General features: G+C 71.7%; 29 protein-coding genes. 18 read left to right on the top strand and 11 right to left on the bottom strand.

The annotated features are described in order from the left end of the window. Nucleotides 1–25: 25 nt before the first annotated feature. Nucleotides 26–778, bottom strand: a complete 753-nt coding sequence (locus tag ACZ42A_RS26180; RefSeq protein WP_468529694.1) for a Clp protease N-terminal domain-containing protein — start codon at nucleotides 776–778, stop codon at nucleotides 26–28. Nucleotides 779–810: 32 nt separating this feature from the next. After that, a complete protein-coding gene (locus ACZ42A_RS26175) occupies nucleotides 811–1440 on the bottom strand; it encodes a LysE family translocator (RefSeq protein ID WP_468529693.1) in 630 nt (209 codons plus the stop codon). A 95-nt stretch (nucleotides 1441–1535) separates the two neighbouring features. On the opposite strand from ACZ42A_RS26175, the gene ACZ42A_RS26170 reads away from it, so the two are divergent. Both ACZ42A_RS26170 and ACZ42A_RS26165 read left to right on the top strand, forming a co-directional pair. Continuing rightward, on the top strand, nucleotides 1536–2669 hold the full coding sequence (locus ACZ42A_RS26170; RefSeq protein ID WP_468529692.1) for a DUF2786 domain-containing protein: 1134 nt from the start codon (nucleotides 1536–1538) through the stop codon (nucleotides 2667–2669). Between the two features lie 88 nt (nucleotides 2670–2757). Next, nucleotides 2758–4851, top strand: a complete 2094-nt coding sequence (locus ACZ42A_RS26165; RefSeq protein WP_468529691.1) for an FUSC family protein — start codon at nucleotides 2758–2760, stop codon at nucleotides 4849–4851. A gap of 69 nt (nucleotides 4852–4920) precedes the next feature. Here the strand turns inward: ACZ42A_RS26165 and ACZ42A_RS26160 are convergent, their stop codons facing one another. From ACZ42A_RS26160 to rpmB, 3 genes are all read right to left on the bottom strand, one after another. Further along, nucleotides 4921–5430, bottom strand: coding sequence for a hypothetical protein (locus ACZ42A_RS26160; RefSeq protein ID WP_468529690.1), 510 nt, complete (start codon nucleotides 5428–5430; stop codon nucleotides 4921–4923). Nucleotides 5431–5523: 93 nt separating this feature from the next. Next, nucleotides 5524–5829, bottom strand: coding sequence for a 30S ribosomal protein S14 (gene rpsN, locus ACZ42A_RS26155; protein WP_365919267.1), 306 nt, complete (start codon nucleotides 5827–5829; stop codon nucleotides 5524–5526). Then, nucleotides 5829–6065: a 50S ribosomal protein L28 gene (gene rpmB, locus ACZ42A_RS26150; protein ID WP_468529689.1), complete on the bottom strand. Its 237-nt coding sequence runs from the start codon at nucleotides 6063–6065 to the stop codon at nucleotides 5829–5831. Before rpmB ends, rpsN begins: the two co-directional genes overlap by 1 nt. 62 nt (nucleotides 6066–6127) lie before the next feature. On the opposite strand from rpmB, the gene rpmG reads away from it, so the two are divergent. The 5 genes from rpmG (at nucleotide 6128) to ACZ42A_RS26125 (ending at nucleotide 8468) form a co-directional block, all read left to right on the top strand. Beyond that, on the top strand, nucleotides 6128–6292 hold the full coding sequence (gene rpmG, locus ACZ42A_RS26145; RefSeq protein WP_003999141.1) for a 50S ribosomal protein L33: 165 nt from the start codon (nucleotides 6128–6130) through the stop codon (nucleotides 6290–6292). Nucleotides 6293–6295: 3 nt separating this feature from the next. Next, a complete protein-coding gene (locus ACZ42A_RS26140; protein ID WP_166001050.1) occupies nucleotides 6296–6544 on the top strand; it encodes a type B 50S ribosomal protein L31 in 249 nt (82 codons plus the stop codon). A gap of 5 nt (nucleotides 6545–6549) precedes the next feature. Then, on the top strand, nucleotides 6550–7680 hold the full coding sequence (locus tag ACZ42A_RS26135) for a CobW family GTP-binding protein (RefSeq protein WP_468529688.1): 1131 nt from the start codon (nucleotides 6550–6552) through the stop codon (nucleotides 7678–7680). A 6-nt stretch (nucleotides 7681–7686) separates the two neighbouring features. Continuing rightward, a complete protein-coding gene (rpsR, locus tag ACZ42A_RS26130; RefSeq protein WP_468529687.1) occupies nucleotides 7687–7920 on the top strand; it encodes a 30S ribosomal protein S18 in 234 nt (77 codons plus the stop codon). Nucleotides 7921–8249: 329 nt separating this feature from the next. Continuing rightward, nucleotides 8250–8468 carry a DUF397 domain-containing protein gene (locus ACZ42A_RS26125; protein ID WP_073943372.1) on the top strand — a complete coding sequence of 73 codons (219 nt, stop codon included), beginning with the start codon at nucleotides 8250–8252 and terminating at the stop codon, nucleotides 8466–8468. An 81-nt stretch (nucleotides 8469–8549) separates the two neighbouring features. Here ACZ42A_RS26125 and ACZ42A_RS26120 read toward each other — a convergent pair whose 3' ends face one another. Continuing rightward, nucleotides 8550–9023: an ATP-binding protein gene (locus ACZ42A_RS26120; protein ID WP_468529686.1), complete on the bottom strand. Its 474-nt coding sequence runs from the start codon at nucleotides 9021–9023 to the stop codon at nucleotides 8550–8552. Between the two features lie 364 nt (nucleotides 9024–9387). On the opposite strand from ACZ42A_RS26120, the gene ACZ42A_RS26115 reads away from it, so the two are divergent. From ACZ42A_RS26115 to ACZ42A_RS26095, 5 genes are all read left to right on the top strand, one after another. Next, on the top strand, nucleotides 9388–10212 hold the full coding sequence (locus tag ACZ42A_RS26115) for a helix-turn-helix domain-containing protein (RefSeq protein ID WP_468529885.1): 825 nt from the start codon (nucleotides 9388–9390) through the stop codon (nucleotides 10210–10212). Nucleotides 10213–10304: 92 nt separating this feature from the next. After that, nucleotides 10305–11765, top strand: coding sequence for an aldehyde dehydrogenase family protein (locus tag ACZ42A_RS26110; RefSeq protein ID WP_468529685.1), 1461 nt, complete (start codon nucleotides 10305–10307; stop codon nucleotides 11763–11765). A gap of 33 nt (nucleotides 11766–11798) precedes the next feature. Continuing rightward, the gene (locus tag ACZ42A_RS26105; RefSeq protein ID WP_468529684.1) at nucleotides 11799–12386 is read left to right on the top strand and encodes a PadR family transcriptional regulator; all 588 of its coding nucleotides are present in this window, start codon (nucleotides 11799–11801) and stop codon (nucleotides 12384–12386) included. Nucleotides 12387–12448: 62 nt separating this feature from the next. Next, nucleotides 12449–13210 carry a MerR family transcriptional regulator gene (locus ACZ42A_RS26100; protein ID WP_468529683.1) on the top strand — a complete coding sequence of 254 codons (762 nt, stop codon included), beginning with the start codon at nucleotides 12449–12451 and terminating at the stop codon, nucleotides 13208–13210. Nucleotides 13211–13406: 196 nt separating this feature from the next. Next, nucleotides 13407–14297, top strand: coding sequence for a DedA family protein (locus ACZ42A_RS26095; RefSeq protein ID WP_468529682.1), 891 nt, complete (start codon nucleotides 13407–13409; stop codon nucleotides 14295–14297). Nucleotides 14298–14330: 33 nt separating this feature from the next. Here the strand turns inward: ACZ42A_RS26095 and ACZ42A_RS26090 are convergent, their stop codons facing one another. Continuing rightward, entirely contained in the window at nucleotides 14331–15959 is a 1629-nt protein-coding gene (locus ACZ42A_RS26090; protein ID WP_468529681.1) for a threonine/serine exporter family protein, read from the bottom strand. Between the two features lie 117 nt (nucleotides 15960–16076). Further along, nucleotides 16077–16568: an inorganic diphosphatase gene (locus ACZ42A_RS26085; RefSeq protein WP_029381130.1), complete on the bottom strand. Its 492-nt coding sequence runs from the start codon at nucleotides 16566–16568 to the stop codon at nucleotides 16077–16079. A 79-nt stretch (nucleotides 16569–16647) separates the two neighbouring features. On the opposite strand from ACZ42A_RS26085, the gene dacB reads away from it, so the two are divergent. From dacB to folE, 6 genes are all read left to right on the top strand, one after another. After that, on the top strand, nucleotides 16648–18264 hold the full coding sequence (dacB, locus tag ACZ42A_RS26080; protein ID WP_468529680.1) for a D-alanyl-D-alanine carboxypeptidase/D-alanyl-D-alanine endopeptidase: 1617 nt from the start codon (nucleotides 16648–16650) through the stop codon (nucleotides 18262–18264). 131 nt (nucleotides 18265–18395) lie between these two features. Next, a complete protein-coding gene (locus tag ACZ42A_RS26075) occupies nucleotides 18396–19526 on the top strand; it encodes a zinc-dependent metalloprotease (RefSeq protein ID WP_468529679.1) in 1131 nt (376 codons plus the stop codon). 193 nt (nucleotides 19527–19719) lie between these two features. After that, nucleotides 19720–20742 carry a tRNA lysidine(34) synthetase TilS gene (gene tilS / locus ACZ42A_RS26070; protein WP_468529678.1) on the top strand — a complete coding sequence of 341 codons (1023 nt, stop codon included), beginning with the start codon at nucleotides 19720–19722 and terminating at the stop codon, nucleotides 20740–20742. Between the two features lie 50 nt (nucleotides 20743–20792). Next, nucleotides 20793–21353, top strand: a complete 561-nt coding sequence (hpt, locus tag ACZ42A_RS26065; RefSeq protein WP_031165039.1) for a hypoxanthine phosphoribosyltransferase — start codon at nucleotides 20793–20795, stop codon at nucleotides 21351–21353. A gap of 183 nt (nucleotides 21354–21536) precedes the next feature. Further along, a complete protein-coding gene (gene ftsH / locus ACZ42A_RS26060; RefSeq protein ID WP_468529884.1) occupies nucleotides 21537–23567 on the top strand; it encodes an ATP-dependent zinc metalloprotease FtsH in 2031 nt (676 codons plus the stop codon). A gap of 137 nt (nucleotides 23568–23704) precedes the next feature. Next, nucleotides 23705–24310 (top strand): GTP cyclohydrolase I FolE, encoded by a 606-nt coding sequence (gene folE, locus ACZ42A_RS26055; RefSeq protein WP_468529677.1) that lies wholly within the window; start codon nucleotides 23705–23707, stop codon nucleotides 24308–24310. A 35-nt stretch (nucleotides 24311–24345) separates the two neighbouring features. Here the strand turns inward: folE and ACZ42A_RS26050 are convergent, their stop codons facing one another. The 3 genes from ACZ42A_RS26050 to folB form a co-directional block, all read right to left on the bottom strand. Continuing rightward, a complete protein-coding gene (locus ACZ42A_RS26050; RefSeq protein WP_468529676.1) occupies nucleotides 24346–24834 on the bottom strand; it encodes a DUF3180 domain-containing protein in 489 nt (162 codons plus the stop codon). 70 nt (nucleotides 24835–24904) lie between these two features. Further along, a complete protein-coding gene (gene folK / locus ACZ42A_RS26045) occupies nucleotides 24905–25516 on the bottom strand; it encodes a 2-amino-4-hydroxy-6-hydroxymethyldihydropteridine diphosphokinase (RefSeq protein ID WP_468529675.1) in 612 nt (203 codons plus the stop codon). Beyond that, nucleotides 25513–25872, bottom strand: coding sequence for a dihydroneopterin aldolase (gene folB, locus ACZ42A_RS26040; protein WP_166001081.1), 360 nt, complete (start codon nucleotides 25870–25872; stop codon nucleotides 25513–25515). The genes folK and folB overlap by 4 nt, the downstream gene beginning before the upstream one ends. Nucleotides 25873–26135 lie beyond the last annotated feature (263 nt).

Raw genomic sequence — 26135 nt, 5'->3', positions numbered from 1 at the left:
AGGAGGGTCTGACAACGGCCCCGCGTCAGCCCTCCGCGGCTCCCTCGCCCGCGCCCTTCCGCGTGTCCAGGAACTTGGCGAGCAGCTCGGTGACGTACTGCTCCGCCTTCTCCTTGGTGATGCCGAGGCCGGACAGCACGCCCTCGCCGTTCTCGAACTCCAGCAGGGCGAGCAGCAGGTGCTCGGTGCCGATGTAGTTGTGGCCGAGGCGCAGCGCCTCGCGGAAGGTCAGCTCCAGCGCCTTCTTGGCGTCGGGGCCGTAGGGGACCAGCTCGGGGACCTCGTCGGAGGCGGGTGGCAGCGCGGCGGTCGCGGCCTGGCGCACCTCGTCCAGCGTGACGCCCTGCGCGGTGATCGCGTGGGCGGCCAGCCCCTCCGGCTCGGCGAGCAGCCCGAGGATCAGGTGCTCGGGGCGGCCCTCGGCGTTGCGGGCGGCGATGGCCTCGTTGTGGGCGGCCATGACGACGTTCCGCGCGCGCGGGGTGTAGCGGCTGAACCCCTGGCTGGGGCCCAGGTCCGCGGACTCCTTGGGCACGAACCGCTTCTGCGCCGCCTGCCGGGTGACGCCCATGCTCTTGCCGATGTCCGTCCAGGACGCGCCGGAGCGGCGCGCCTGGTCCACGAAGTGGCCGATCAGGTGGTCCGCCACGTCGCCCAGGTGCTCCGCGGCGATCACCGCGTCCTGGAGCTGCTCGAGGGGCTGGTCGTGGACCTTCTTGATGGCCGCGATGAGGTCGTCGAGACGTACGGATGACGTGATGTTGGGGTTCGTCGTCATGTGTCAACCGTAGGTTGCGCTCGGGTGGGGTGTCAACCACTGGTTGACACCCTGATGGCGAGCCCCGCGAACACCGTCCCGCTGAAGATGTTCAGCCCCCGCGCCACCCGCCGGCTGCGCCGCAGCAGCGCCGAGAGCTTCCCGGACAGCAGCCCGATGGAGCCGTCGACGGCGAAGCCCATGACCACGATCGTCAGCCCGAGCAGCATGAACTGCCCGGCCACGTGCCCCAGTTCGGGATCCACGAACTGCGGCAGAAACGCCACATTGAAGAGGATCACCTTTGGATTGAGCAGATTCGTGATCGCCCCCTGCCAGAACGCCCGCCGCAGCCCCGCGCCCCCGCCGCTCCCCGGGCCTTCCTCCCCGAGCACGGACCGGTCCCGGAACGCCTTGACCGCGAGATACAGCAGATACGCCGCCCCCGCCCAGCGCAGCACGTGATACAGCGTCGGCAGCGTCTCGAACAGCGCCGACAGCCCGAGCGCCGCGGCCACCGCGTGCACGAGCATCGCGCACGCGACCCCGAAGGCGGCCGTCACCCCCGCCGCGGGACCACCCCTCCCGCCCACCGCCACGATGAACATCATGTCGGGACCCGGAGTGACACAGAGCGCGAAGGCGGCGACGAGGAACGCCGCGTACAGATGCATGTCCACCATGAGCGCCATGCTCGAAACGGCGCTCCCTCAGGGCGACCCAATTCCGGGGAGTGAGACGCGACGGCCTTCACGCCCGCGCGTGGCACCATCGCCAGGTGAGCACGCCCAGCACCCCCACCACCGTCGACCGCGCCTTCGAGGCCGCCCTCTACACCGCCGACGACACCGGTCTCGACACCGGCGCGTCCCTGCTCGCCGCCGATCCGGGCGCCGACGCGGAACTCGGTCGGCGGGGCCGGGAGTTCGTCGGGACGGCGTGGCGGCGCGGCTGGCAGCCCGCCGACGTCGTACGGATCGTGCGCCGGGAACTGGACGACGTACACGTACACCTCGTGGCGGCGCTGATCCGCGCGCAGGCCCCGGACGACCGCCCGCGCGGACGCCGCTGGGCCGCCCAGCTCGACGAGCTGCCCGCCGCGGCCCCGCCCCGCGCGGACCGCTTCTCGCACGCCACCGCGGTCCTGGAGCTGTACCGGCTCCTGCTGCGCCTGCCCACCCTCGAGCCCCTCGACGAGCACGAGCGCCGGCCGGTGCGGCGGCGGGACGCGCCCGCCGAGTCCCGCATGCTCGCCCGGATCCGCGCGCTGCTCGCCAAGGCGGAGGCGACCGGCTACCCGGAGGAGGCCGAGGCGCTGAGCGCCAAGGCGCAGGAGCTGATGGCCCGGCACAGCATCGACGAGGCGCTGCTCGCGGCCCGCTCCCCGGACGCCGCCGCCGACGCCCCCACCGCCTGCCGCATCGGCGTCGAGCCGCCGTACGAACAGGCCAAGGCCGTGCTGCTGGACGCGGTGGCCGCCGCGAACCACTGCCGCGCGGTGTGGAACGAACCGCTCGGCTTCTCCACCGTCGTCGGTTTCGACGCCGACCTCGAAGCCGTCGAACTGCTCTACACCTCGCTGCTCGTGCAGGCCACGACTGCGATGACCAAGGCGGAGGCGGCCCAGCGGAAAGGCGGCCGCAAGCGTACGAAAACGTTCCGGCAGTCCTTCCTCGCCGCCTACGCCCACCGCATCGGCACCCGCCTCGCGGCCGCCGCCGAGACCCAGGTGACCGACGACCTGCTCCCGGTCCTCGCCTCCCGCGAGGTCGCGGTCACCGACCGCATGGAGCGCATGTTCCCCGAGACCACCACGACCCGGCTGCGCGGCGTCAGCGACGCCGCGGGCTGGCACGAGGGCGCCCGCGCGGCGGACCGGGCCCAGATGAGACACCGCCCGCGGCTGGGCTGAGCCCATCCCCGGATGCGTCCGACGCGGGTGGGCTGAGCCCACCCCCGATGCGCCCGGTATCGCCCGCTATCTCCCGTACCCTGGCCGAATGAGCTGGTTCCGGGCGCTGAAGCAGACCGCGCGCTCGGGGCTCGCCGTGGAACGCAAGCCGCTGGAACCGCTGCTCGCCCTGCGCGGCGCGGCCGGGCTGGCGATCACCATCGGGGTGAGCCTGTGGGCGTTGGGCCCGGAGGCGGCGGCCAGCTCGGCGTTCGGGGCGCTGCAGGCGGCGATCGCCACCTTCCAGCGCAGCTGGCGCCCGCGCCCGGAACTGGCGCTGGCCTCCGGCACGAGCCTCGCCGTCTCGACCTTCCTCGGCTACCTGACCATCTCGCACCTCGCCCTGTTCCTCGCCCTGCTCGGGCTGTGGACCTTCGCCTCCGGCCTGAGCTGGGCCGCGGGCCCCACGACCGGCCTGATCGCCTCGTCCAACGTGGCGATGATGCTGGTCACGGTCACCCTGCCGACCTCCGTGGCGCAGGCGGCCGTGCACGCGGCGACGATGATCGCGGGCGGTGTCGTACAGGCGGCGCTGATCGTCCTCTTCCCCGTCCGCCGCTGGGGCCCGCACCGCGACGCGCTGGCCGACGCCCTGGCCGCCGAGGCCGACTACGCCCGTCGGCTGCGCCACGACCCGGTCGCCCCGTTCGACCCGGCGCCCCTCATGGAGGCCCGCAACGCCGCCACCGTCACCCCGCGCCAGGCCCGCCGCCGCCCCGCCGAACTCCACGGCACGCGCGGCCTCGCCGAACGCATCCGCCCGGTCCTCGCCTCCCTGGCCGACCCGGCGCTCGGCGTCCCGGCGGAGGGCCGCGCCCGCGACCGCGTGCGCGAACTCCTCGCCGCCGCGGCCACCGTCCTGGACGCCGCCGCCCACGCCGTCCGCCACGGCACCCCCGTGACCCTCCCGGCCCCGGCCCTGGCCGCCCTGCGCACCCCGGACACCGGCTCGATCCTCACGGGCCCGTCCTCCCGCGCGGCCGCCCGCCTGGCCCGCCTCCTGGCCGACGTGGTCGAGACGGCGGAAGGGGAGCCCCGGCGCGGCTCCGAGCCGCCCGCGCCCCACCTGCGCCGCCCCACCCTCCTGCGCCTCGTCCCGGTCGTCCTCAGGGCGATGCGCGACGAGCTACGGGCGCACCCCGCCTCCCCGGTCACCCGCCACGCCCTCCGCGTCACCGCGGTCGCCGCCACCGGCTACCTGCTCGGCACCGCCCTCCCGCTGGGCCACGGCTACTGGGCGCCCCTCGCCTCGGTCATGATCATGCGGCCGGACTTCTCCCAGACGTACAGCCGCGCGGTCGCCCGGCTCGCCGGCACGGTCCTCGGCGTCGCGGTCGCCACCGCCGCCGTCCGGCTCGCCGACCCCGGCACCCGGCTGTCCGCCACCCTGGCCGTCCTCAGCGCCGCCCTGCTCTATCTGCTCATGCGCACCGGTCAGTTCGCCGCGCAGGCCTGCATCGCGGCGTATGTCGTCTTCCTGCTGGAGATGGGCGGCGAACAGTGGACGCAGACCGTGCCCGAACGCGTGGTGCTCACCCTCCTCGGCGGTCTGCTGGCGATGCTCGCGTACGCCGTCTACCCGGCCTGGGAGACCCCGCGGCTGCGCACCCGCCTCGCCGACTGGCTGGCGGCCCAGGGCGGTTACGCCGCCGCCGTGCTGCGCCACCACGCGGACCCCGCGTCCGCCTCCGCCGACGACATCCGGGACGCCCTGCTCGCCGCCCGCACCGCCCGTGCCGCCTGGCACACGGCGGTGGCCCGCGCGGAGCACGAACCCGTACGCCACCGCGGCCTGTCCCGGGGCGCGGCGGACGACGCCGAGGACGCGCTGACCCAGATGGGCCGGGTGGCGATGCTGCTGGAGGCCCATCTCCCGGACCGCGGGGCCCCGCCGCTGCCCCCGGCCGCCCGCCTCGCCGACGCCCTGCGCAAGGCCACCGCCCAGGGCGCGAAGGCGGTACGGGAACGCCGGGTCCCACGGTGGGACGCCGTACGGGACGCGCTCGCCGACCCGTCCTGGGCCGACACGGGCGACACGGTCGTACGTCCTGCCGCGAGGCTGCTGGTCACGTCGCTGACGGACCTGTCCGACGCGCTGGCCGGCACCCCGGCGGCACGGCGGCCACCGCCGGACGGGCCGTGAGGGTCCTAGGTCGTGTCCGCAAAGTCCCGTCGTCCGCCCGGGGGGCAGGCGGGACTTTGCGGACACGGCCTAAGACCCCAGCCCCGCCGTCGGCAGCCCGGACGGCATCTTCCCGCCCTCGGCCCGGGTGTACGTCTCGGCGCCGATCGAGCCCTTCCAGGTCACCTTGAGCGTGGTCGCCGTGACGGAGTCGACCGTTCCGGTGCCCCGCTTCTCGTCCCCCTCGCCGCACACCAGCCGGATCGCCGTCTCGGCGACCCGCCCGCTGCACACGGTCCCGTCGGTGGCGAACAGCCCGACGTCTCCGCCGTTGATCATGAGGGCCACGGCCTGCCCGTCGCTGGTGGCGAGCCAGCTGCCCGCCAGCTCGCCCGCGGAAGCCGGAGCCGAAGCGGAGGCCGAGGGGGACGGCGACGGGGACGCCGGTGCCGACGCGGTGGGCGTCGCCCGGTCCTCGGAGTCATCGGAGCCGCCGTCGTCGCTGCACGCGCCCAGCAGCAGCACACCGCCCAGCCCGGCGGCCACGGCCGCGAACCGTATCCGCTTGCGCGCCCCGCGCGCGTACGACGCCGAAGTCACTGCGTGCCCCCAGGGAAGAACCGGTAGGACGGTACGACCGCAGCAAGCTACCAGGCCGTAACCGCCCCGCCGCCTCCCCGGATCCCGGAGGACCTACCAGGAGGACTTGCGCACTCCCGGCAGATACCCGGCGTGCGCCTGCTCGCGCAGCGACACCCGGGACAGTCCGAACGCCCGGAAGTAGCCGCGCGGCCGCCCGTCCACCTGGTCCCGGTTGCGCACGCGCGTGGCGCTGGCGTCGCGCGGCTGCCGGCGCAGCTCGGCCTGCGCGGCGGCGCGTTCGGCGTCGGTGGAGGACGGCCGGCGGATGATCTCCTTCAGCTCGGCCCGCCGCGCGGCGTACCGGGCGACGATCTCCTGCCGCTTCTCGTTCTTCGCGATCTTGCTCTTCTTCGCCATCAGACCCGCACCCCCCGGGCACGGATCCGGGCCACGGCGGCCTCGATCCCGATCGTGTCGACGGTCTTGATCCCCTTGGCGCTCAGCTTCAGCCGGACATAGCGGCCCTCGCTCGGCAGCCAGTAGCGCTTGGACTGGATGTTGGGGTCGAAACGGCGGGAGGTCCGCCGGTGCGAGTGGGAGATGGCGTTGCCGAATCCGGGCTGGGCGCCGGTCAGCATGCAGTGGGCGGACATCGGGTGACGAACCTCTCCTCGGTCGGTGTCGTAATGGAATTCATTTTCAGTAACATAGCAGCATGGCACGCAACGAACTCCGCCCGGTCATCAAGCTCCGGTCCACCGCCGGCACCGGCTACACCTACGTGACCCGCAAGAACCGCCGCAACGACCCGGACCGTATGACCCTGCGCAAGTACGACCCGGTCGTCGGCCGGCACGTCGACTTCCGAGAGGAGCGCTGACCCATGCGCAAGGGAATCCACCCCGACTACGGCCCCGTGGTCTTCCGTGACCGTGCCGCGAACTACGCGTTCCTCACCCGGTCCACCATGACCAGCGACAAGACGATCGAGTGGGAGGACGGCAACACCTACCCGGTCGTGGACGTCGAGATCTCGAACGTCAGCCACCCCTTCTACACCGGCACCGCCCGCGTCCTGGACACCGCCGGCCGCGTCGAGCGCTTCGAGCGCCGGTACGGAAAGCGGAGCTGAGCGACGTGCCCGACCTCTCCGTCGTGATCGTCGGCGGGCTGCACTGCGACGCCCGCAAGGCGGCCGTCGACCGGCTGCTCGCCGACGTCCCCGGCAGCGTCGTCCTCCACCACGACCTGGCGACGGCCGCGGCCGGCACCGTCGTGCGCACCGTCCGGGACGCCGGCGGCATCCGGGACGCCGGTGAGGCGCCGCTGGTCAACGACTGCGCGTGCTGTGCGCTGCGCGAGGACCTGGTGCCCGAGCTGCGGCGGCTCGCCGACGCCGGGGACACCCCGCTCGCGATCGTCGAGCTGTGGGACTCCGTCGAGCCGAAGGCCATGGCCGAGGTCGTCACCGCCGGCGGCCTCACCGTCACCGGCGTGATCACCGCCGTCGACCCCGCGCTGCTGCTGCCGTACCTCGGCAACGGCGACGACCTCGCCGAGGCCGGGCTCGCCGCGGCCGCCACCGACCAGCGCACCGTCGCCGACACCTTCGCCCGCCAGCTGGAGTACGCCCCGGTCCTCGCCGTCGCCGAGTCCGAGGAGGCCGACGACGAGGACCGCGAGCTGCTGGCCCAGCTGCATCCGACGGCCCGCCAGGTCCCGATCGGCCACGGCGACCTGGCGGGCGCCGCGCTCGCCGGGTTCGACGTCGAGGCCGCGGCGGCCGCCCAGCACCCGGCCTGCGCCCTGCTGCCCACCGAGGCCGACGCGCACGGCGTGACCACCTTCGTCTGGCACCGGCGCCGCCCCTTCCACCCGGAGCGGCTCTACCAGGCGCTGGAGGACCTGACCTGCGCCGCCGCCCGCAGCCGGGGCCGGTTCTGGCTCGCCGACAGGCCGGACACCCTGCTGCACTGGGACGCGGCCGGCGGCGCGCTGTGCGTGGAGAGCGCGGGCCCCTGGCTCGCCTCGCTGCCCGACGCGGCCTGGGAGATGGTGCCGCCGGTGCGCCGCGCCGCAGCCGCGCTGGACTGGCACCCAGAGCACGGGGACTGCTGCCAGCACCTGGTCTTCACCTCGCCCGGCCTCGACCGCGAGAACCTCCGGCAGCTGCTGGAGTCCTGCCTGCTCACCGACGCCGAGTACGCCGCCGGGCGCGACGCCTGGAAGCGGCTGCCGCCCGCCTTCGACACCCTCCTGGAGGTCTGAACCCCCATGCCCCGCAAGTCCGACCGCAAGCCCGCCAAGAACCGGCCGAACCCGCTGGACCAGGCCGGCGTGACGTACATCGACTACAAGGACACCGATCTGCTGCGGAAGTTCATCTCCGACCGCGGCAAGATCCGCAGCCGCCGGGTCACCCGGGTCAGCTCCCAGCAGCAGCGGCAGCTGGCCCGCGCGATCAAGAACGCCCGGGAGATGGCCCTGCTGCCGTACGCGAGCCGCTGACGCCCGCCCACGCGACTGACGTCCCACCCGACGGGCCCCGCCTCACCTGAGGCGGGGCCCGTCGGCGTGTGCGGCAACGCCCGCCACACCCACGGAAGTTCAATGGAACACAAAGCCGACGGCGTGCGTCTGTTCCTAATGCCGGAACCACTTCGGTAAAGCGGGGGTCAAAGCTGTAATCGCGGGACCACCCCGCGTGCACGTGCATCTGCTCCTGCATCTGCACATGAAGAGGGTTATGATCCGGCACAGTTGACCACTGCATCTATGGCCACATCAGCCAGTGCACCACCGGGGAGCGACCTGTGGACCACGACGTGTACAACGGCATGGCCGCCACCGAGCTGCGCGGTGTGGCCTGGCAGAAGAGTCGGCACAGCAACTCGCAGGGTTCGTGCGTGGAGTTCGCCCGGCTGCCGGGGGGACGCGTGGCCGTACGGAACTCGAACTTCCCCGACGGGCCCGCGCTCGTGTACACGCGGGCGGAGATCGAAGCCATGCTCCTCGGCGTGAAGGACGGCGAGTTCGACCATCTGGTGGCCGGCTGACGCACCCACGCGCGGACATTCCGGCAGAAGTCCTCGCCATAACGCGCGTAGAACCGCGGCACCGAGAAGTGCCGCGGTTCGTCACTCGGCCGGCTGGAGCCGGAACAGCGCCCAGACGACCTTGCCGCTGAGCGTGCCGGCCAGCGGATGCCAGCCCCAGCCGTCGCAGAAGGAGTCGACGAGGAACAGCCCGCGGCCGGATTCCGCCGAGAAGTCGTCCGCCTCGCGCGCCACCGGGCTGTCGTTGCTCGGGTCGCGCACCGCGCACACCAGCCGCTCGGTCCAGCGCATCAGATGCAGCCGCACCGGCGGGTCCTGGTGCGGTACCCGCGGGGCGTTCGGCAGGGCGTGCCGCAGCGCGTTGGTGACCAGTTCCGACACGACCAGGCAGACGTCGTCGAACCGATCGCCCAGGTCCCACTGGTCGAGGGTTCTGCGGGTGAACTGCCGTGCGTCACGCACCGCTTCGTAGCGGGCGGGCAGAGCGCAGGAGGCGGCGCTGGAGACGGCCGCGGGATCCAGCGGCGGAAGGCCCTGCCGTAACGGCTCGAGCATGGTCGATCCATTCGTTGCCATGCGGGGCACTCCCGGAATTCGCGGTCGTAGCGATACAGCGGTGGCGCGCCACCATGGTTTCGGATGCGCTGGGCAGATGCAAGGGCAGATGCACGTGCACGAGACCGAATTGGTCCCTCCCGTACCGCTTCTTGGCCATTTTTTCCGCCATCTTCTCGTCGTATGCGTGCCGTCTGTGTGCCGTCTCGCTGTGCCCTCCTGCTCGCAATCTTTGGCTTCTTTCCGTCTGTGTAATCGGACGAGTACTGCTCGGAGTGTTTTAGTGGCAGACTGCGGGCCCTGAAGACGGTTGGGGAGGCTGGCGAACGTGAGCGCGGGAGAGCCCGGATCGGTGGTGCGGCGGATGCTGCTCGGCTCGCAACTCAGGCGACTGCGCGAGGCGCGGGGCATCACCCGCGAGGCGGCGGGTTACCACATCCGCGCCTCCGAGTCGAAGATCAGCCGGATGGAGCTGGGCCGGGTGAGCTTCAAGACGAGGGACGTCGAGGACCTGCTGACGCTGTACGGCATCACGGACGAGACCGAGCGCGGCTCGCTGGTCTCGCTCGCCCGCGAGGCCAATGTCGCCGGCTGGTGGCACAGCTACTCCGACGTCCTGCCGAGCTGGTTCCCCACCTATGTCGGCCTGGAGGGCGCCGCGTCTTTGATCCGGGCGTACGAGGTGCAGTTCGTGCACGGCCTGCTGCAGACCGAGGACTACGCCCGCGCGGTGGTGCGGCGCGGTATGAAGGGCGCGAGCGAGGCCGACGTCGAACGCCGGGTGGCGCTGCGTCTGGAGCGGCAGAAGCACCTCGTCGCGGAGAACGCCCCGGACTTCCACATCGTCCTCGACGAGGCCGCCCTGCGCCGCCCCTACGGCGACCGCGTGGTGATGCGCGGCCAGCTCCAGCACCTCATCGAGTTCTCCGAGCGGCCCAACGTCCGGCTGCAGATCATGCCGTTCAGCTTCGGCGGGCACTCCGGCGAGAGCGGCGCCTTCACCATCCTCAGCTTCCCCGAGTCCGACCTGTCCGACGTGGTCTACCTGGAGCAGCTGACCAGCGCCCTCTACCTGGACAAGCCCGAGGACGTCGCCCAGTACGAGACGGCCCTGAAGGAGCTGCAGCGGGACAGCCCCGGCCCGGCGGAGAGCCGCGACCTGCTCCGGGGACTTCTCCAACTCTCCTGAGATCCACATCAAGTCCGTTGAAACACAAGTACGATGACGGACGATCAGGCGCGTCTGTCTGTCTGCTCGCGCGGCAGGGATTGAGGGATCACATGTCGTCCTACTTCACCGACCTGGCTCAGCAGTACATCGACGGCGAGTGGCGTCCGGGCACGGGTTCCTGGGACATCATCGACTTCAATCCGTACGACGGCGAGAAGCTGGCCTCGATCACCATAGCCACCGTCGACGAGATAGATCAGGCCTACCGGGCCGCCGAGCGCGCCCAGCGGGACTGGGCCCGCGCGGGCGCCTTCACCCGCCGCGCGGTCCTGGAGAAGGTGCTGCGGCTGGTCGAGGAGCGCGAGGCGGAGATCGCCGAGGCGATCATCACCGAGCTGGGCGGCACCCGGGTGAAGGCCGCGTTCGAACTGCACCTGGCCAAGGAGTTCCTGCGCGAGGCGGTCAGCCTGGCGATGCGCCCCGAGGACAAGCTGATCCCGTCGCCCGACCCCGGCAAGGAGAACCGCCTCTACCGCGTCCCGGTCGGTGTAGTCGGCGTCATCAGCCCCTTCAACTTCCCCTTCCTGCTGTCGCTGAAGTCCGCCGCGCCCGCGCTGGCGCTCGGCAACGCCGTGGTCCTCAAGCCGCACCAGGACACCCCGGTCGTCGGCGGCACCCTGGTCGCCAGGCTCTTCGAGGACGCGGGCCTGCCGGCCGGTCTGCTGAACGTGGTCGTCACCGACATCGCCGAGATCGGCGACGCCTTCATCGAGCACCCGGTGCCCAAGGTCATCTCGTTCACCGGCTCCGACAAGATCGGCCGCCACGTCGCCACCGTCTGCGCCGGGCACTTCAAGCGGGCCGTCCTCGAACTCGGCGGCAACAGCGCGCTGGTGGTCCTCGACGACGCCGACCTCGACTACGCGGTCGACGCCGCCGTCTTCTCCCGCTACGTCCACCAGGGCCAGGTCTGCATGGCCGCCAACCGTGTCCTCGTGGACCGGTCGATCGCGGACGAGTTCACCGAGAAGTTCGTCGCCAAGGTCAGGTCCCTCAAGGTCGGCGACCCGCGCGACCCGGAGACCGTCATCGGCCCGGTCATCAACGCCTCCCAGGCCGAGTCCGTCTCCGGCGCGGTCGAGCAGGCCATCGCGGAGGGCGCCACCGCCCTGCTGCGTGGCACGGTCCGCGACAACCTGGTCGAGCCGTCCGTCCTGACCGACGTACCCGCCGGCTCCCCGCTGCTGCGCCAGGAGATCTTCGGCCCGGTCGCCCTCCTCGTCCCGTTCGACGGCGAGGAGGAGGCCGTGCGCCTGGTCAACGACACCCCGTACGGCCTCAGCGGCGCCGTCCACACCGGCGACGTCGAACGGGGCGTCCGCTTCGCCCAGCGCATCGACACCGGGATGTTCCACGTCAACGACGGCACCGTCCACGACGAGCCCCTCGTCCCCTTCGGCGGCGAGAAGCACTCCGGCGTCGGCAGACTGAACGGCGAGTCGACGCTGGACGCGTTCACCACCCTGAAGTGGATCTCGGTGCAGCACGGCCGGAGCGGGTTCCCGTTCTGAGATCGGCCCGGGGCAGGTCATAGTCTGGGCCGCATGTCAGCGATCCGACTCCTGGTGCTGGGCGCCGTCCGCCAGCACGGGCGGGCCCATGGCTACCAGGTGCGCGGCGACCTGGAGTACTGGGGCGCGCACGAGTGGTCCAACGCCAAGCCCGGGTCGATCTACCACGCCCTGAAACAGATGGCCAAGCAGGGCCTGCTGCACGCCCACGAGATCGCCCCGTCCACGGCCGGCGGCCCCCCGCGCACCGAGTACGAGATCACCGAGAGCGGCACCGAGGAGTACTTCCGCCTGCTGCGCGAGGCCCTCACCGAGTACGACCAGAAGACCGACGTGAAGTCCGCCGCCATCGGCTTCATGGTCGACCTGCCGCGCGCCGAGGCCGTCGCCCTCCTCAAGGAGCGCGTCCGCCGTATCGAGGAGTGGCGCGCCGCCGTCACCGAGCACTACGTCCCCGAGGACGGCCCCGAACAGCTCGGCCACATCGGCGAGATCATGAACCTCTGGCTCCACACGGCCGACGCCGAGGCCGCCTGGACCCTCGGCCTGATCGGCCGTATCGAGGGCGGCGCCTACACCTTCGCGGGCGAGGGCGAGCCCTTCGTCGGCGTCCTCACCTGAGGACTTGCACCTCACGTGACGTGAGGCCGCAGCGTGGAGGGCGTCACCAGAAGGGAGCGGAAGTGAGCTACTCCGTGGGACAGGTCGCCGACTTCGCCGGAGTGACGGTGCGCACCCTGCACCACTACGACGACATCGGCCTGCTCGTACCCGGCGAGCGCAGCCACGCGGGCCATCGGCGCTACAGCGATGCCGACCTCGACCGGCTGCAGCAGATCCTGTTCTACCGAGAGCTCGGCTTCCCGCTCGACGAGGTCGCCGTCCTGCTCGACGACCCGGCCGCGGACCCGCGCGAACACCTGCGCAGGCAGCACGAGCTGCTCACCGCCCGGATCGAGAAGCTGCGGAAGATGGCGGCGGCCGTGGAGCATGCCATGGAGGCACGCAAGATGGGAATCAACCTGACGCCCGAGGAGCGGTTCGAGGTATTCGGGGACAAGGACCCGGAACAGTACGCCGAGGAGGCGGAGGCCCGCTGGGGCGGCACCGAGGCCTGGGCCGAGTCCCAGCGCCGCGCCGCGAGCTACACCAAGGACGACTGGAAGCGCATGCAGGCCGAGGCGGCCGACTGGAGCGAGCGCTACGGCGCCCTGATGGCCGACGGCGAGCCGCCGACCGGCGAGCGCGCCATGGACATGGCCGAGGAGCACCGGCAGCACATCTGCGGCTGGTACTACGAGTGCGGCTACGAGATGCACCAGTGCCTGGGCGAGATGTACGTCTCGGACGAGCGCTTCAAGGCGTTCTACGACGCGATGCGCCCCGGTCTCGCCGAGCACCTGAGGGACGCGATCACCGCGAACGCGGCCCGGCACTCCTCGTGACGACCCGGCCCGGGAGCCCTGCTCCCGGGCCGGGACCCCGTAGCCTTCGGTGAGGACGACCCACAACCACGCCCCGTCCGGCGCACGGTGCGTCCTGGAACGGCCGGTGGAACCTGGGGCGGGCGCGTGGCGTTGATAGCTTTGTCCGGCCGAACTGGACGCCGCACTTCCCTTCACCCCTCAGGAGCCCGGAACCGTGACGACGCTCGCCCTCGGACCCAGCTGGCTGGATCCGAACTACCTGCTCGACACCTTCGGGATCTGGGGTCTCCTCCTCATCGTCTTCGCCGAGTCGGGCCTGCTCATCGGCTTCTTCCTGCCCGGTGACTCGCTCCTCTTCACCGCGGGCCTGCTGATCACCTCGAAGCAGCTGGACTTCCCCCTGTGGGCGGCCATCGTGCTGATCTGCGTCGCCGCGATCCTCGGCGACCAGGCGGGCTACATGTTCGGCAAGAAGGTCGGACCGGCGCTCTTCACCCGCCCCGACTCCCGCTTCTTCAAGCAGGAGAACGTCACGAAGGCCCACGAGTTCTTCGAGAAGTACGGCCCGAAGTCCCTGGTCCTCGCCCGTTTCGTGCCCATCGTCCGCACCTTCACGCCGATCATCGCCGGCGTCAGCGGCATGCGGTACCGCTCCTTCCTGATCTTCAACATCCTCGGCGGCATCCTCTGGGGCGCGGGCGTCACCCTGCTCGGCTCCTGGCTGGGCAACATCGACTTCGTCAAGAAGAACATCGAAGCGATCCTGATCCTGATCGTCTTCATCTCCGTCGTCCCGATCATCATCGAGTTCTGGCGCGCCCGCTCGCAGAACAAGAAGGCCGCGCGGCAGCAGCAGGCCGAGCCCCAGCCGTACGAGGCTCAGCAGCAGCCGGCGTACCCCGTGATGGACGACGCCACCACCCAGCTCCGCCGCGTCGAGCCGCCCCAGGACCCGCAGCAGTACGGCTACGACCAGCAGCAGTACGGCTATGACCAGGGCTACGACCAGGGCTACGGCCAGCCGTACCCCCAGCAGCAGCCGTACGGCGACCAGCAGTACCCCCAGCAGCAGCCGTACCCGTACAACCAGAACCAGGGCTACTGACCCGACCCGAAGGGGCGCGGGCTCGGACGGCGCTCAGAATCCCCGAGTCCGCTTGGCCGCCTTGCGGCCCCGTCCCGCCCCCCGCAGGAACATCCGCGACATCTCCGACCCCAGGTTCACCCCGATGGCGATGGCCATCGCCAGCGCCGCGGCCTTGGTCAGATACCCCAGCCCCCCGTCGACATCGTTCTGCGCGATCGCCAGCAGCCCGAAGTAGGTGGCCGAACCCGGCAGCAGGGGACCGATCGCCGCGGTGGTGTACGGCAACGCCGACGCGTACCGGTACCGCGCCATCAACTGCCCGAACAGACCGACCAGCCCCGCCGCCACCGCCGTGGACGCCACCGGCGACTGCTCACCGGCGTAGTGCATCGCGCCGTACACCACCCACGCCACGCCGCCGTTGAGCGTCACGGCGAGCACGGTGGATCGTTCCTGCTGGAGCAGCACGGCGAAGGTCAGCGACAGCAGCATCGACGCGCCGATCTGCACCACCGGCCGCTCGGTGCTGCCCAGCGCGGCGTCGGGATTGAGCTGTGCCCCCAGCTGGACGCCGAAGTACAGCACGACGAGCACCCCGACGACGATGCCGACGAAGAAGTACATGACCTCCAGCAGCCGCGCCGCCGCGGTGATGTAGAAGCCGGTCAGCCCGTCCTGCACGCCCGCCACCAGCGCCCGCCCGGGCAGCAGCGCGAACAGCCCACCGGTGATCACGGCGGCCGCCGCCACGTCCACGTGCGCGATGGTCAGCGCCACCCCGATCGCCGCCGGGGGCATCGCGGCGGCCGTGAACTGGTAGAACTCCGGCAGCCCCCGCCCCGCGCACAGCCACGCCAGCCGGTCCCCGAGCATCGCGCCGAGCGCCGCCGCGACGAACACGATCAGATCGCCGCCGACCAGCACGGAGGCCGCGCCCGCGAGCAGCCCGCTCGCCGAGGTCAGCACCCAGGTCGGGTACGGGTGCCGGTTGCGGCGGATCTCGGCGAGCCGCCGGTAGGCCTCCTCCAGGGAGATGTGGCTCTCCGGGTCGCTGAGGTCGTCCACCAGCTGGAAGACGGCCGCGAGCCGCGTGTAGTCCGTCCCGCGCCGCCGCACGGTCCGGGCGGCCGACACCGGATCGTCCACGAGCGACGGCTGGTACGAGATCGACAGCAGCGTGAAGGTGACGTTCGGCTCACAGCGGTCGAGGCCGTACGACCGGCACACCGCGAACATCGCCGCCTCGACGTCCTCCGCGCCCTCACCGCCCGCCAGCAGCAGCTCCCCGATACGCAGGGTGAGGTCGAGCACACGCGGAACGGCCGGGCCGCCCTCCTCCGTCTTCTGCACCGGCTCCAGCGCGGGCCGCTCGGTCACCGGCATGCGCAGCATCGTGCGCATCCGGTCCTGCCAGGGCACGTCCTTGGTCAGACTGACCGCCGGTATCCCGGTGGGCGGGGTGAAGGCGGGCGGCGCCTCCTGGGCGCTGTAGGCGCGCGGCGGGACGAACGCCGACCCCTCGGGCTCCGCGGTCGGCGGCTGCGGGACGTCCAGCCCCTCCGGGAGCGCGAACTCGGAGGTGGTCTCCGACTCGCTGTCTCCGACCTCGACGCCGGGGGGCGGCGTGAAGGCCATCCTCGCCTCATCCGACTGCGGCTTGCGGTCCTCCGCGTCCGTCACCTGCGTAGCGCTCCCTGTACGACACCTCCGGTGCCCTCAGTATGCGCACACATGACGAACGGGCCGCACGCGCGCGTACGGCCCGTTCGGCAGCCTCATGAGGCCGGCCCGGGGAGGTCAGTGACCGCCCTGCTCCTTGAACCGCTTGTAGGACCGCTCGATCTCGGCCTCGGCGTCCGTGCGGCCCACCCAGTTGGCGCCCTCGACCGACTTGCCGGGCTCCAGGTCCTTGTACACCTCGAAGAAGTGCTGGATCTCCAGGCGGTCGAACTCGGACACGTGGTGAATGTCGCGCAGGTGCTCCACACGCGGGTCCGTCGCCGGGACGCACAGCAGCTTGTCGTCGCCGCCGGCCTCGTCGGTCATACGGAACATGCCGATCGCGCGGCAGCGGATGAGGCAGCCCGGGAAGGTCGGCTCGTCCAGGATGACCAGCGCGTCCAGCGGGTCGCCGTCCTCGCCGAGGGTGTTCTCGACGAAGCCGTAGTCCGTCGGGTAGGCGGTCGACGTGAACAGGCGGCGGTCCAGGCGGATCCGACCGGTCTCGTGGTCCACCTCGTACTTGTTGCGCGAACCCTTCGGGATCTCGATCGTGACGTCGAACTCCACCGGTGGCTCCTCCATGATCAACACACAGTTCTGGTGGTTAAGTGTCCCTCACGCAGCTGTGTGATCGCGAAAGGGGCTGGTGGTCGTGCCCGAGCTGAGGCCTTGGCAGGCCGCGGGGCCGCGTCTGACACGAGGTCTGACGCGGGTCGCGGACGCCGTGCGCCCCCGTCTCGCCCGTGCCGCGGCGGCGACGGGGTCGCGGGCCGCGCGGCTGGCGCGGGCCGCGTCACCGCAGGTCGCACGGATCACGCGGGTGAAGACCTGGCAGTACACCGCGGGTGCCGCCACCGCCGGTCTGGCGCTGGCCGCCGGCGTGGTGACCGCCGCGGGACCCTGGGACTCCACGGGTCAGCGTACGGCCGAGCGGGACCGGGCGGCCGCCGCCGACCACCTGGGTGGCGCATCTCACGGCGGCGCCTCCGGCCGGGCCGGGGCGAGCGGCACCGACCCCGCGGGGCCCCGCCCCGCCCCCAGCGCGGCGTCCGTGCTGACCGGGCTCGGCGGCGCGAAGAGCGCCGGACAGCCGGCTCCCGGCGGCCGGGCCCTCGCCGACACCCTGGACCCGCTCCTCGCCGACGCCGCGCTCGGCGGCCACCGCTCCGCCGCCGTCGTCGACATCGCCACCGGCAAGCGGCTGTACGGCACGGGCGCCGACGAGGCGCTGACCCCCGCCTCCACCACCAAGATCGCCACCGCCGTCGCCGTACTGAACGCCCTCGGCGCCGACCACCGCCTGGACACCCGCGCGGTCTTCGAACCCGACACCAAGGAGCTGATCCTGGTCGGCGGCGGCGACCCCACCCTCACCGCCGACCGCGACGCCGAGGGCCGCGCCAGCCTGCGCACCCTCGCCGCGCGGACCGCCGCCGCGCTGGTCGAACAGGACGTCCGCGCGGTGACCCTGTCGTACGACACCACCCTGTACGCCGGCCCCGACCTTCACCCCATCGGAGTCAACGAGAACCTGGCCCGCGTCACCGCCCTGATGGCCGACGAGGCCCGCACCGACGACTCCACCAGCGGCCCGGCGCCGCGCCACGCCGACCCCGCGGCGGAGGCCGCCCGCGCCTTCGCGGACCTCCTGGAGGCCGAGGGCATCAAGACCACGCCGCCCGGCCCGTCCAAGGCCACCGGCCGCGCGGACACCCTCGCCACCGTCTCCTCGCCGCCGCTGTCCGTGCTGGTCGAGCAGATGCTGACCAACAGCGACAACGACATCGCCGAGGCCCTGGCCCGGCACACCGCCCTCGCCACCGGCGAGCCCGCCGACTTCGCCGGCGCCGGCCGCGCGATCGAGACCCAGCTGAAGAAGCTGGGAGTGCCGACGCGGGGCATCGCCATCAAGGACGGCAGCGGCCTCGACCGCGACGACAGGCTGACGGCCTCCCTGCTGACCGCGCTCCTCGCCAAGGCCGCCGACCCCGACCGCCCCGAACTGCGCCCCACCCTCACCGGCCTCCCCGTGGCCGGCTTCACCGGCACCCTGACCAGCCGCTACGGCGACGGCGCGGCCGGCCTCGTACGCGCCAAGACCGGCACCCTGACCGGCGTCAACGCTCTCGCGGGCACCGTCGTCGACGAGTCCGGCCGCGTCCTCGCCTTCGCCTTCCTCGCCTCGGACACCACCGACGCGACAGCGGCCCAGTCGGCCCTGGACCGCACGGCGACGGCACTGGCGGCCTGCGGCTGCGGCTGAGGCGCGGGGGCCCGCCACCGCCGCGGGCGGCTGTTCCCACCGCGTGAGCAGCCGCTCGTACCCGCCAACCCCCTCCACCCCCGCCTTCACACGCCCTGCCCCCGCAGGGACCCCTCACGTACGGTTGACACATGACGAGCATCGGTGGCACCGCACCCGGCATGGTCGACTGGAATCTCGCGGTGGCGACCGCGACCCGGCTCGTGCGGCCGGGCCCGGAGGTGAGCCGCGACGAGGCCCGTGCCGTCGTCGCGGAACTGCGCCGGCACGCCAAGGCCTCGGAGGAACACGTCCGGGGCTTCACTCGTATGGCCACCGAGCACATCCACGACACCCCCGTCCTGGTCGTCGACCGCCCCGGCTGGGTCCGCGCGAACGTCGCCGGTTTCCGGGAGATCCTCCGGCCGCTGCTGGAGAAGATGCAGGAGCGCCGCGGCGCCACCCCCGGCGGCGCGGTCCTCGGCGCCGTCGGCGGCAAGGTCACCGGCGTCGAGCTGGGCATGCTGCTGTCCTTCCTGGCCTCCCGCGTCCTCGGCCAGTACGAGACGTTCGCCCCCGCGAGCCGCGACCTCCCCACCGGTGCCGACGGCGGCGGCCGGCTGCTGCTCGTCGCCCCGAACATCGTCCACGTGGAGCGCGAACTCGACGTACCGCCCCACGACTTCCGGCTGTGGGTGTGCCTGCACGAGGAGACCCACCGGACGCAGTTCACCGCGGTGCCCTGGCTGCGGGACCACCTGGAGGGTGAAATCCAGTCGTTCTTGGGGGAGACCGACGTCGACCCCATGACCGTCCTCGAACGCATTCGCGAAGCCGCCCAGACACTCGCCGGCGGCCGCCCCGAGGCCGAGGAGGACGACGGCGGCCGGTCCCTGGTGGAACTGGTGCAGACGCCCGCCCAGCGGGAGATCCTGGGCCGCCTCACCGCCGTGATGTCCCTGCTGGAGGGCCACGCGGACTTCGTGATGGACGGCGTCGGCCCGGCGGTCGTCCCGGCCGTCGGGGAGATCCGCGAGAAGTTCCAGCAGCGCCGCGCCAAGGGCGCCTCCCGCCTCGATCTGGCCCTGCGCAAGCTGCTCGGCCTGGACGCCAAGCTGCGCCAGTACCGGGACGGCGAACGCTTCGTCCGGGCCGTCGTCGACGAGGTCGGCATGGACGGCTTCAACCGCGTGTGGACCTCCCCGAACACCCTCCCCACCAAGGCGGAGATCGCCAAACCGGCGGACTGGATCGCACGGGTGCACCGGAGGAGCGAAACATGACACGGGGGTGAGACGTGGTGAACCGAATCCGGCCGACGGCAGGCGAACGCCCCTCCAATCACCCGTCCGAGGGAGCGTGAGGCGTGCACAGGCGTGCAATGCTCGGGGAACGGCCCGGTTCTGTCACCATCTACACACTCTGAGTGACCGACTCGGGCTCACCCCCCGAAAAACTTCATGAAGGGAACCGGACATGGGTCCCCATCCTGCGGTCGCGGCGATACGCCTGGCGGTCCGCCGCGTCCTCCACGACATCCTCACCGACCACGGCTCCGCGCAGCGGACCGGGAACGAGCTGCCGCCCCCGCCACTCGTCCTCGTCGCCTGCTCCGGCGGCGCCGACTCCATGGCGCTCGCCTCCGCCCTCGCCTTCGAAGCGCCCAAACTCGGCATCCGCGCGGGCGGCGTCACCGTCGACCACGGCCTCCAGCCCGGCTCCGACCTGCGCGCCGCGGAGGTCTGCCTGCGCCTGCGCGAGCTCGGCCTCGACCCGGTCGAGTCCGCCGCCGTGACCGTCGGCCGCGACGGCGGCCCAGAGGCCGCCGCCCGGGACGCCCGGTACGCCGCGCTGGACGCCGCCGCCGAACGCCACGCCGCCGCCGCGGTCCTGCTCGGCCACACCCGCGACGACCAGGCCGAGACGGTGCTGCTCGGGCTCGCCCGCGGCTCCGGCATCCGCTCCCTGTCCGGAATGGCCGCGGTCTCGGGGGCCGGCGGCCGTTACCGGCGCCCCTTCCTCCAGCTCGACCGGCAGACCGCCCGCAAGGCCTGCATGGTCCAGTCGCTGCCCGTCTGGGACGACCCGCACAACGCAGACCCGGCCTACACCCGCTCCCGGCTGCGCCACGAGGGCCTGCCCGCCCTGGAGAAGGCCCTCGGCAAGGGCGTCGTCGAGGCCCTCGCCCGGACGGCCCAGCTCTCCCGCGACGACGCCGACGCCCTCGACGCCTGGGCCAGCCAGGCCGAGGCCACCGTCCGCGACGCCGCCGGCCTGCTGGAGTGCGCCAAGCTCTACGCCCTCCCGCCCGCCGTGCGCCGCCGGATCCTGCGCCGCGCGGCCATCGAGGCCGGTGCCCCGGCCGGCTCTCTCTTCGCCCGCCACATCGAGGAAGTCGACCGGCTGATCACCGGATGGCGCGGTCAGGGGGCCATCAACCTCCCCGGCAAAGTCGTCGCCCAGCGGCAGGGTGGCAGACTGGTGATTCGGCAAGGCTGAATCCCGTCCCCCCTTCCGGGGGTGGGCAGCCGGTGGGACGACCGAAAGTGATGCGGGTGGACGCGAAAGACATGGGTGCCGACCTCCAGCAGGTACTCATCACCAAGGAAGAGATCGACGCCAAGCTGGCCGAGCTGGCGGCGAAGATCGACGCGGAGTACGCGGGCAAGGACCTGCTGATCGTCGGCGTGCTGAAGGGCGCGGTGATGGTCATGGCCGACCTCGCGCGGGCCCTGTCCACCCCCGTCACCATGGACTGGATGGCCGTGTCCTCCTACGGCGCGGGCACCCAGTCCTCCGGCGTGGTGCGGATCCTCAAGGACCTCGACACCGACATCAAGGGCAAGCACGTCCTCATCGTCGAGGACATCATCGACTCCGGCCTGACCCTGTCCTGGCTGATCAACAACCTCGGCTCCCGCGAGCCCGCCTCCCTGAAGGTGTGCACGCTGCTGCGCAAGCCGGACGCCGCCAAGGTCGCCATCGACGTCGAGTGGGTCGGCTTCGACATCCCCAACGAGTTCGTCGTGGGCTACGGCCTGGACTACGCCGAGAAGTACCGCAACCTGCCGTTCGTCGGTACGCTCGCGCCCCACGTCTACGGCGGCTGAGCCACCAGAGCGCCTCTGCGGGGGCGATCGGGAACCCCGGCGGGTCTCGCGGCGTTGGAGCATGCAGACGGGATTGCCAGCCGTCCTGCGCGGCTTCGGGCGACAATGCTGGGGTACCGTCAGAAGAACTGTCTTATCAAACTCACTATGGCAGGAGGGACGGGGCGGCACCGCTCCGTATGGATGGACGTGAAGCGATACTTCCGTGGGCCGGTCATGTGGATCGTGCTGGCCGTCCTTGCCGTGGTCGTGTTGATGCAGGTCGTCGGCTCGTCCGGCGGCTACAAGACGGTGGACACGGGCCAGGTCGTCCAGGCGATCAATGACAACAGGGTCGAGTCGGCCAAACTGACCACCGGCGACGAGCAGATCATCAAGGTCCAGCTCAAGGACGGCGAAAAGGTCGAGGACAGCTCGAAGATCCAGGCGAGCTACATCGGCGACCAGGGCGTGACCATCGCCAACGCGCTGCAGAACAAGTACGAGGACAAGCAGATCCCGGACGGCTACACCGTCTCGCCGTCCAAGCAGAACCCGATCGTCGGGATCCTGCTCTCCCTGCTGCCCTTCGTCCTCATCGTGGTCGTCTTCCTGTTCCTGATGAACCAGATGCAGGGCGGCGGCTCCCGGGTGATGAACTTCGGGAAGTCGAAGGCCAAGCTCATCACCAAGGACACTCCGAAGACGACCTTCGCGGACGTCGCGGGCTCCGACGAGGCCGTCGAGGAGCTGCACGAGATCAAGGAGTTCCTCCAGGAGCCGGCGAAGTTCCAGGCTGTCGGTGCCAAGATCCCGAAGGGCGTGCTGCTCTACGGCCCGCCCGGCACCGGCAAGACCCTGCTCGCGCGTGCCGTCGCGGGCGAGGCCGGCGTGCCGTTCTACTCGATCTCCGGTTCCGACTTCGTCGAGATGTTCGTCGGTGTCGGTGCCTCCCGCGTCCGTGACCTGTTCGAACAGGCCAAGGCGAACGCCCCGGCGATCGTCTTCGTCGACGAGATCGACGCGGTCGGCCGCCACCGCGGCGCCGGCCTCGGCGGCGGTCACGACGAGCGCGAGCAGACCCTGAACCAGCTGCTCGTCGAGATGGACGGCTTCGACGTCAAGGGCGGCGTGATCCTGATCGCCGCGACGAACCGCCCGGACATCCTCGACCCGGCGCTGCTGCGCCCCGGCCGCTTCGACCGGCAGATCGCCGTCGACCGCCCGGACATGCAGGGCCGGCTGGAGATCCTCAAGGTCCACCAGAAGGGCAAGCCGGTCGCCCCGGACGTCGACCTGTCGGCCGTCGCCCGCCGTACGCCCGGCATGACCGGCGCCGACCTGGCGAACGTGCTGAACGAGGCCGCCCTGCTGACGGCCCGCAGCGACCAGAAGCTCATCGACAACAAGATGCTCGACGAGGCCATCGACCGCGTCGTGGCGGGCCCGCAGAAGCGGACCCGGATCATGTCGGACAAGGAGAAGAAGATCACCGCGTACCACGAGGGCGGTCACGCCCTGGTCGCGGCGGCCTCGCCGAACTCCGACCCGGTCCACAAGATCACGATCCTGTCCCGCGGCCGCGCCCTCGGCTACACGATGGTCCTGCCCGACGAGGACAAGTACTCCACGACGCGCAACGAGATGCTGGACCAGCTGGCCTACATGCTGGGCGGCCGCGCGGCCGAGGAGCTGGTCTTCCACGACCCGACCACCGGTGCCGCCAACGACATCGAGAAGGCCACCAACCTGGCCCGCGCGATGGTCACGCAGTACGGCATGACGGAGCGGCTGGGCGCGATCAAGTTCGGCGGTGACAACACCGAGCCGTTCCTCGGCCGTGAGATGGCGCACCAGCGGGACTACTCGGAAGAGGTCGCGGCGCTGGTCGACGAAGAGGTCAAGAAGCTCATCGAGACCGCGCACAACGAGGCCTGGGAGATCCTGGTCGAGAACCGCGACGTGCTGGACAACCTGGTCCTGGCGCTCCTGGAGAAGGAGACCCTGGGCAAGGAGGAGATCGCCGAGATCTTCGCCCCGGTCGTCAAGCGCCCGCCGCGGCCCGCGTGGACCGGCTCCTCGCGGCGTACGCCGTCCACCCGGCCGCCGGTGCTCTCCCCGAAGGAGCTGGCGCTGACCAACGGCGCCAACGGCGCGTCGGCGGCGCTCACCGCCAAGTCGACGGCCACGGAGTCCACGCCGGACCCGGTCCAGGAGGACCGCACCGACAGCTGACCCCGTCCGGTGGCCGCCCCGGCGGCCCCACCAGGCCCGGAATGGATGCCGCGCCCCCCTGGTTCTAGCCTGGGGGGCGCGGCATTTCGCCATTTCCGGCCGCCGGGAATGCACGACACACAGGAACGAGGCACCACATGACCGACCCCGTGACGCTGGACGTCGAGGGCACGATCGGCGAGTTCGACGAGAAGCGCGCCGAGAACGCCGTACGCGAACTCCTGATCGCGGTCGGCGAGGACCCGGACCGTGAGGGTCTGAGGGAGACGCCGGCGCGGGTGGCGCGGGCGTACAAGGAGATATTCGCCGGGCTGTGGCAGAAGCCCGAGGATGTGCTGACGACCACCTTCGACCTCGGGCACGACGAGATGGTGCTGGTGAAGGACATCGAGGTGTACTCGACCTGTGAGCACCACCTGGTGCCGTTCCGGGGCGTCGCGCACGTCGGTTACATCCCGTCCACCAGCGGCAAGATCACCGGGCTCTCCAAGCTGGCCCGGCTGGTGGACGTCTACGCCCGCCGTCCGCAGGTGCAGGAACGACTCACCACGCAGATCGCGGACTCCCTGATGGAGATCCTGGAGCCGCGCGGGGTGATCGTGGTCGTGGAGTGCGAGCACATGTGCATGTCGATGCGGGGTATCCGCAAGCCCGGTGCGAAGACCATCACCTCGGCGGTCCGCGGCCAGCTGCGGGACGCGGCCACGCGGAACGAGGCGATGAGCCTGATCATGGCGCACTGAGCCCACTGAGCGCGCTGTCGGGTTGCGGACCGGGGTCAGGCGGCGGGTGCCGTCCCCGGGCCGCCCGGTTCGTCGTCCTCCGGGAGCTTGCAGACCCGCTCCAGGAACAGGGCCGCCGCTATGACGGCGATGCCCGCCAGCACCGAGAAGCCGGCGTAGATGGCCTGGTCGCGGCGGGCCGGGATGTCCAGGGACTCCAGCAGGACGACGCCCGTGCCGCCGTACATCCCGGCGACGAGGGCGGCCACCAGGGCGCTGGCCTGGCCGAAGACCACCGCGCGGGCCGCCATCAGCGGGTCGACGCCCTTGGCGCCGGGGCTGCGCTCGCGCTGGGCCTTGAGCCGGGAGCGCAGGGAGAGCGCCGTGGCCAGCAGCACGGCGGCGATCAGCGCCAGGACGATGGGCGCGGCCAGCGGGACGCTCGGCAGGGTGCCCACCGAGCTCCAGAGGCGGGCGCCCGCCCAGGACAGCACTCCGGCGACGACGAACACGCCGGCCAGCACCCTGATGCGCAGCTCTCTCACGGTGTCCCTTCGGCTTCCCGGGTGTCCGGCTCGCGGATCGTCCCGACGGTGGTCGTCTCGACCTTAACGACTACTCGGGCAGCCGGAGTTCCAGGTCGGCGCGGGGCGCGACCCCTTCCCGGGTGACCGTGCCCAGGAGATCGGCGACGGCGCCCCGGCCGGGCAGCTGCGCGTCGGGGTCCACGTCGTGCCAGGGGGCGAGCACGAAGGCGCGCTCGTGGGCGCGCGGGTGGGGGAGGGTGAGCTGCGGGTCGTCGGAGACGACGTCGGCGTACGCCACGATGTCCACGTCGAGGGTGCGGGCGCCCCAGCGCTCGTCCCGCACCCGGTGGAAGGCCTCCTCGACCGCGTGCGCCCGCTCCAGCAGGGAGGACGGCGGCAGGGTGGTCTTCAGCACCACGACCGCGTTGAAGTACGACGGCTGGCTGCCGGGCTCGACGCCCCACGGCTCCGTCTCGTACACCGGCGAGACCGCCTTGATCCGCACACCCGGGGTGTCCTCCAGGGCGTCGATGGCCCCCTGGAGGGTCTCCAGGCGGTTGCCGAGGTTGGAGCCGAGGGAGAGCACGGCCCGTTTGGGGTTGTGCAGGGTGGTGTCGGCGGCGTCGACCTTCTCGACGACGGAGGCGGGCACCGGCTGTACGGTCGGGTCGGTGGGACCCTGCGTGAAGGACGCGGTCATACTCGGCTCCGGGTGATGGTGACGGTCACGTCGTCGAAGGGGACCGTGATCGGCGCGTCCGGTTTGTGGACGCGGACCTCGACCTCCTGGACCCCCTCGTGCTTCAGACAGGCCTGGGCGATGCGCTCGGCAAGCGTCTCGATGAGGTTGACCGGCTCGCCCTCGACGACGGCCACGACCTCCTCCGCCACGATGCCGTAGTGCACGGTCTTCGCCAGGTCGTCGTCGGCCGCGGCCGGGCGGGTGTCCAGGCCCAGGACGAGGTCCACGATGAAGGTCTGGCCCTCCTCGCGCTCCTTGGGGAACACTCCGTGGTGCCCGCGGGCCTTCAGGCCGCGCAGCGCGACACGATCCACGCGAATCACTCCTGCAATCGTCGGTTGCGACCGGTCCGTGCCGCGTGCGGACGGCACACCGGCCTCGGACGAATCTACCTGCGGGCACTGACAGCTCCGGGCCACGGGGGCGTGGGTCCGGGCCGGGTACAGGAGGGTTCATCGTGCGTTTCCCCTGGAGAACCCGGCGGCTCACGGGTCGGTAGCCGCCCCTACCCGGGGGCCCGTGATTCCAACCACTTCTTCGTCCCTTCGGGCCCTGTCGCACCCCCTTCCGAGCCTTC

Source organism: Streptomyces sp. NPDC030838 (assembly GCF_055572035.1).
This window is presented reverse-complemented; position numbering and strand designations above follow the sequence as displayed.

What these genes read in the sequence shown, in the direction of transcription:
- rpsN (WP_365919267.1), bottom strand. Translation starts at nt 5,829, where the DNA reads ATGGCGAAGAAGAGCAAGATCGCGAAGAACGAGAAGCGGCAGGAGATC.
- ftsH (WP_468529884.1), top strand. Translation starts at nt 21,537, where the DNA reads ATGGACGTGAAGCGATACTTCCGTGGGCCGGTCATGTGGATCGTGCTG.
- folE (WP_468529677.1), top strand. Translation starts at nt 23,705, where the DNA reads ATGACCGACCCCGTGACGCTGGACGTCGAGGGCACGATCGGCGAGTTC.
- tilS (WP_468529678.1), top strand. Translation starts at nt 19,720, where the DNA reads ATGGGTCCCCATCCTGCGGTCGCGGCGATACGCCTGGCGGTCCGCCGC.
- ACZ42A_RS26165 (WP_468529691.1), top strand. Translation starts at nt 2,758, where the DNA reads ATGAGCTGGTTCCGGGCGCTGAAGCAGACCGCGCGCTCGGGGCTCGCC.
- ACZ42A_RS26180 (WP_468529694.1), bottom strand. Translation starts at nt 778, where the DNA reads ATGACGACGAACCCCAACATCACGTCATCCGTACGTCTCGACGACCTC.
- ACZ42A_RS26140 (WP_166001050.1), top strand. Translation starts at nt 6,296, where the DNA reads ATGCGCAAGGGAATCCACCCCGACTACGGCCCCGTGGTCTTCCGTGAC.
- ACZ42A_RS26075 (WP_468529679.1), top strand. Translation starts at nt 18,396, where the DNA reads ATGACGAGCATCGGTGGCACCGCACCCGGCATGGTCGACTGGAATCTC.
- ACZ42A_RS26175 (WP_468529693.1), bottom strand. Translation starts at nt 1,440, where the DNA reads ATGGTGGACATGCATCTGTACGCGGCGTTCCTCGTCGCCGCCTTCGCG.
- folK (WP_468529675.1), bottom strand. Translation starts at nt 25,516, where the DNA reads ATGACCGCGTCCTTCACGCAGGGTCCCACCGACCCGACCGTACAGCCG.
- rpmB (WP_468529689.1), bottom strand. Translation starts at nt 6,065, where the DNA reads ATGTCCGCCCACTGCATGCTGACCGGCGCCCAGCCCGGATTCGGCAAC.
- ACZ42A_RS26125 (WP_073943372.1), top strand. Translation starts at nt 8,250, where the DNA reads ATGGCCGCCACCGAGCTGCGCGGTGTGGCCTGGCAGAAGAGTCGGCAC.
- ACZ42A_RS26110 (WP_468529685.1), top strand. Translation starts at nt 10,305, where the DNA reads ATGTCGTCCTACTTCACCGACCTGGCTCAGCAGTACATCGACGGCGAG.
- ACZ42A_RS26120 (WP_468529686.1), bottom strand. Translation starts at nt 9,023, where the DNA reads ATGCTCGAGCCGTTACGGCAGGGCCTTCCGCCGCTGGATCCCGCGGCC.
- rpmG (WP_003999141.1), top strand. Translation starts at nt 6,128, where the DNA reads ATGGCACGCAACGAACTCCGCCCGGTCATCAAGCTCCGGTCCACCGCC.
- hpt (WP_031165039.1), top strand. Translation starts at nt 20,793, where the DNA reads ATGCGGGTGGACGCGAAAGACATGGGTGCCGACCTCCAGCAGGTACTC.
- ACZ42A_RS26105 (WP_468529684.1), top strand. Translation starts at nt 11,799, where the DNA reads ATGTCAGCGATCCGACTCCTGGTGCTGGGCGCCGTCCGCCAGCACGGG.
- rpsR (WP_468529687.1), top strand. Translation starts at nt 7,687, where the DNA reads ATGCCCCGCAAGTCCGACCGCAAGCCCGCCAAGAACCGGCCGAACCCG.
- ACZ42A_RS26115 (WP_468529885.1), top strand. Translation starts at nt 9,388, where the DNA reads ATGCTGCTCGGCTCGCAACTCAGGCGACTGCGCGAGGCGCGGGGCATC.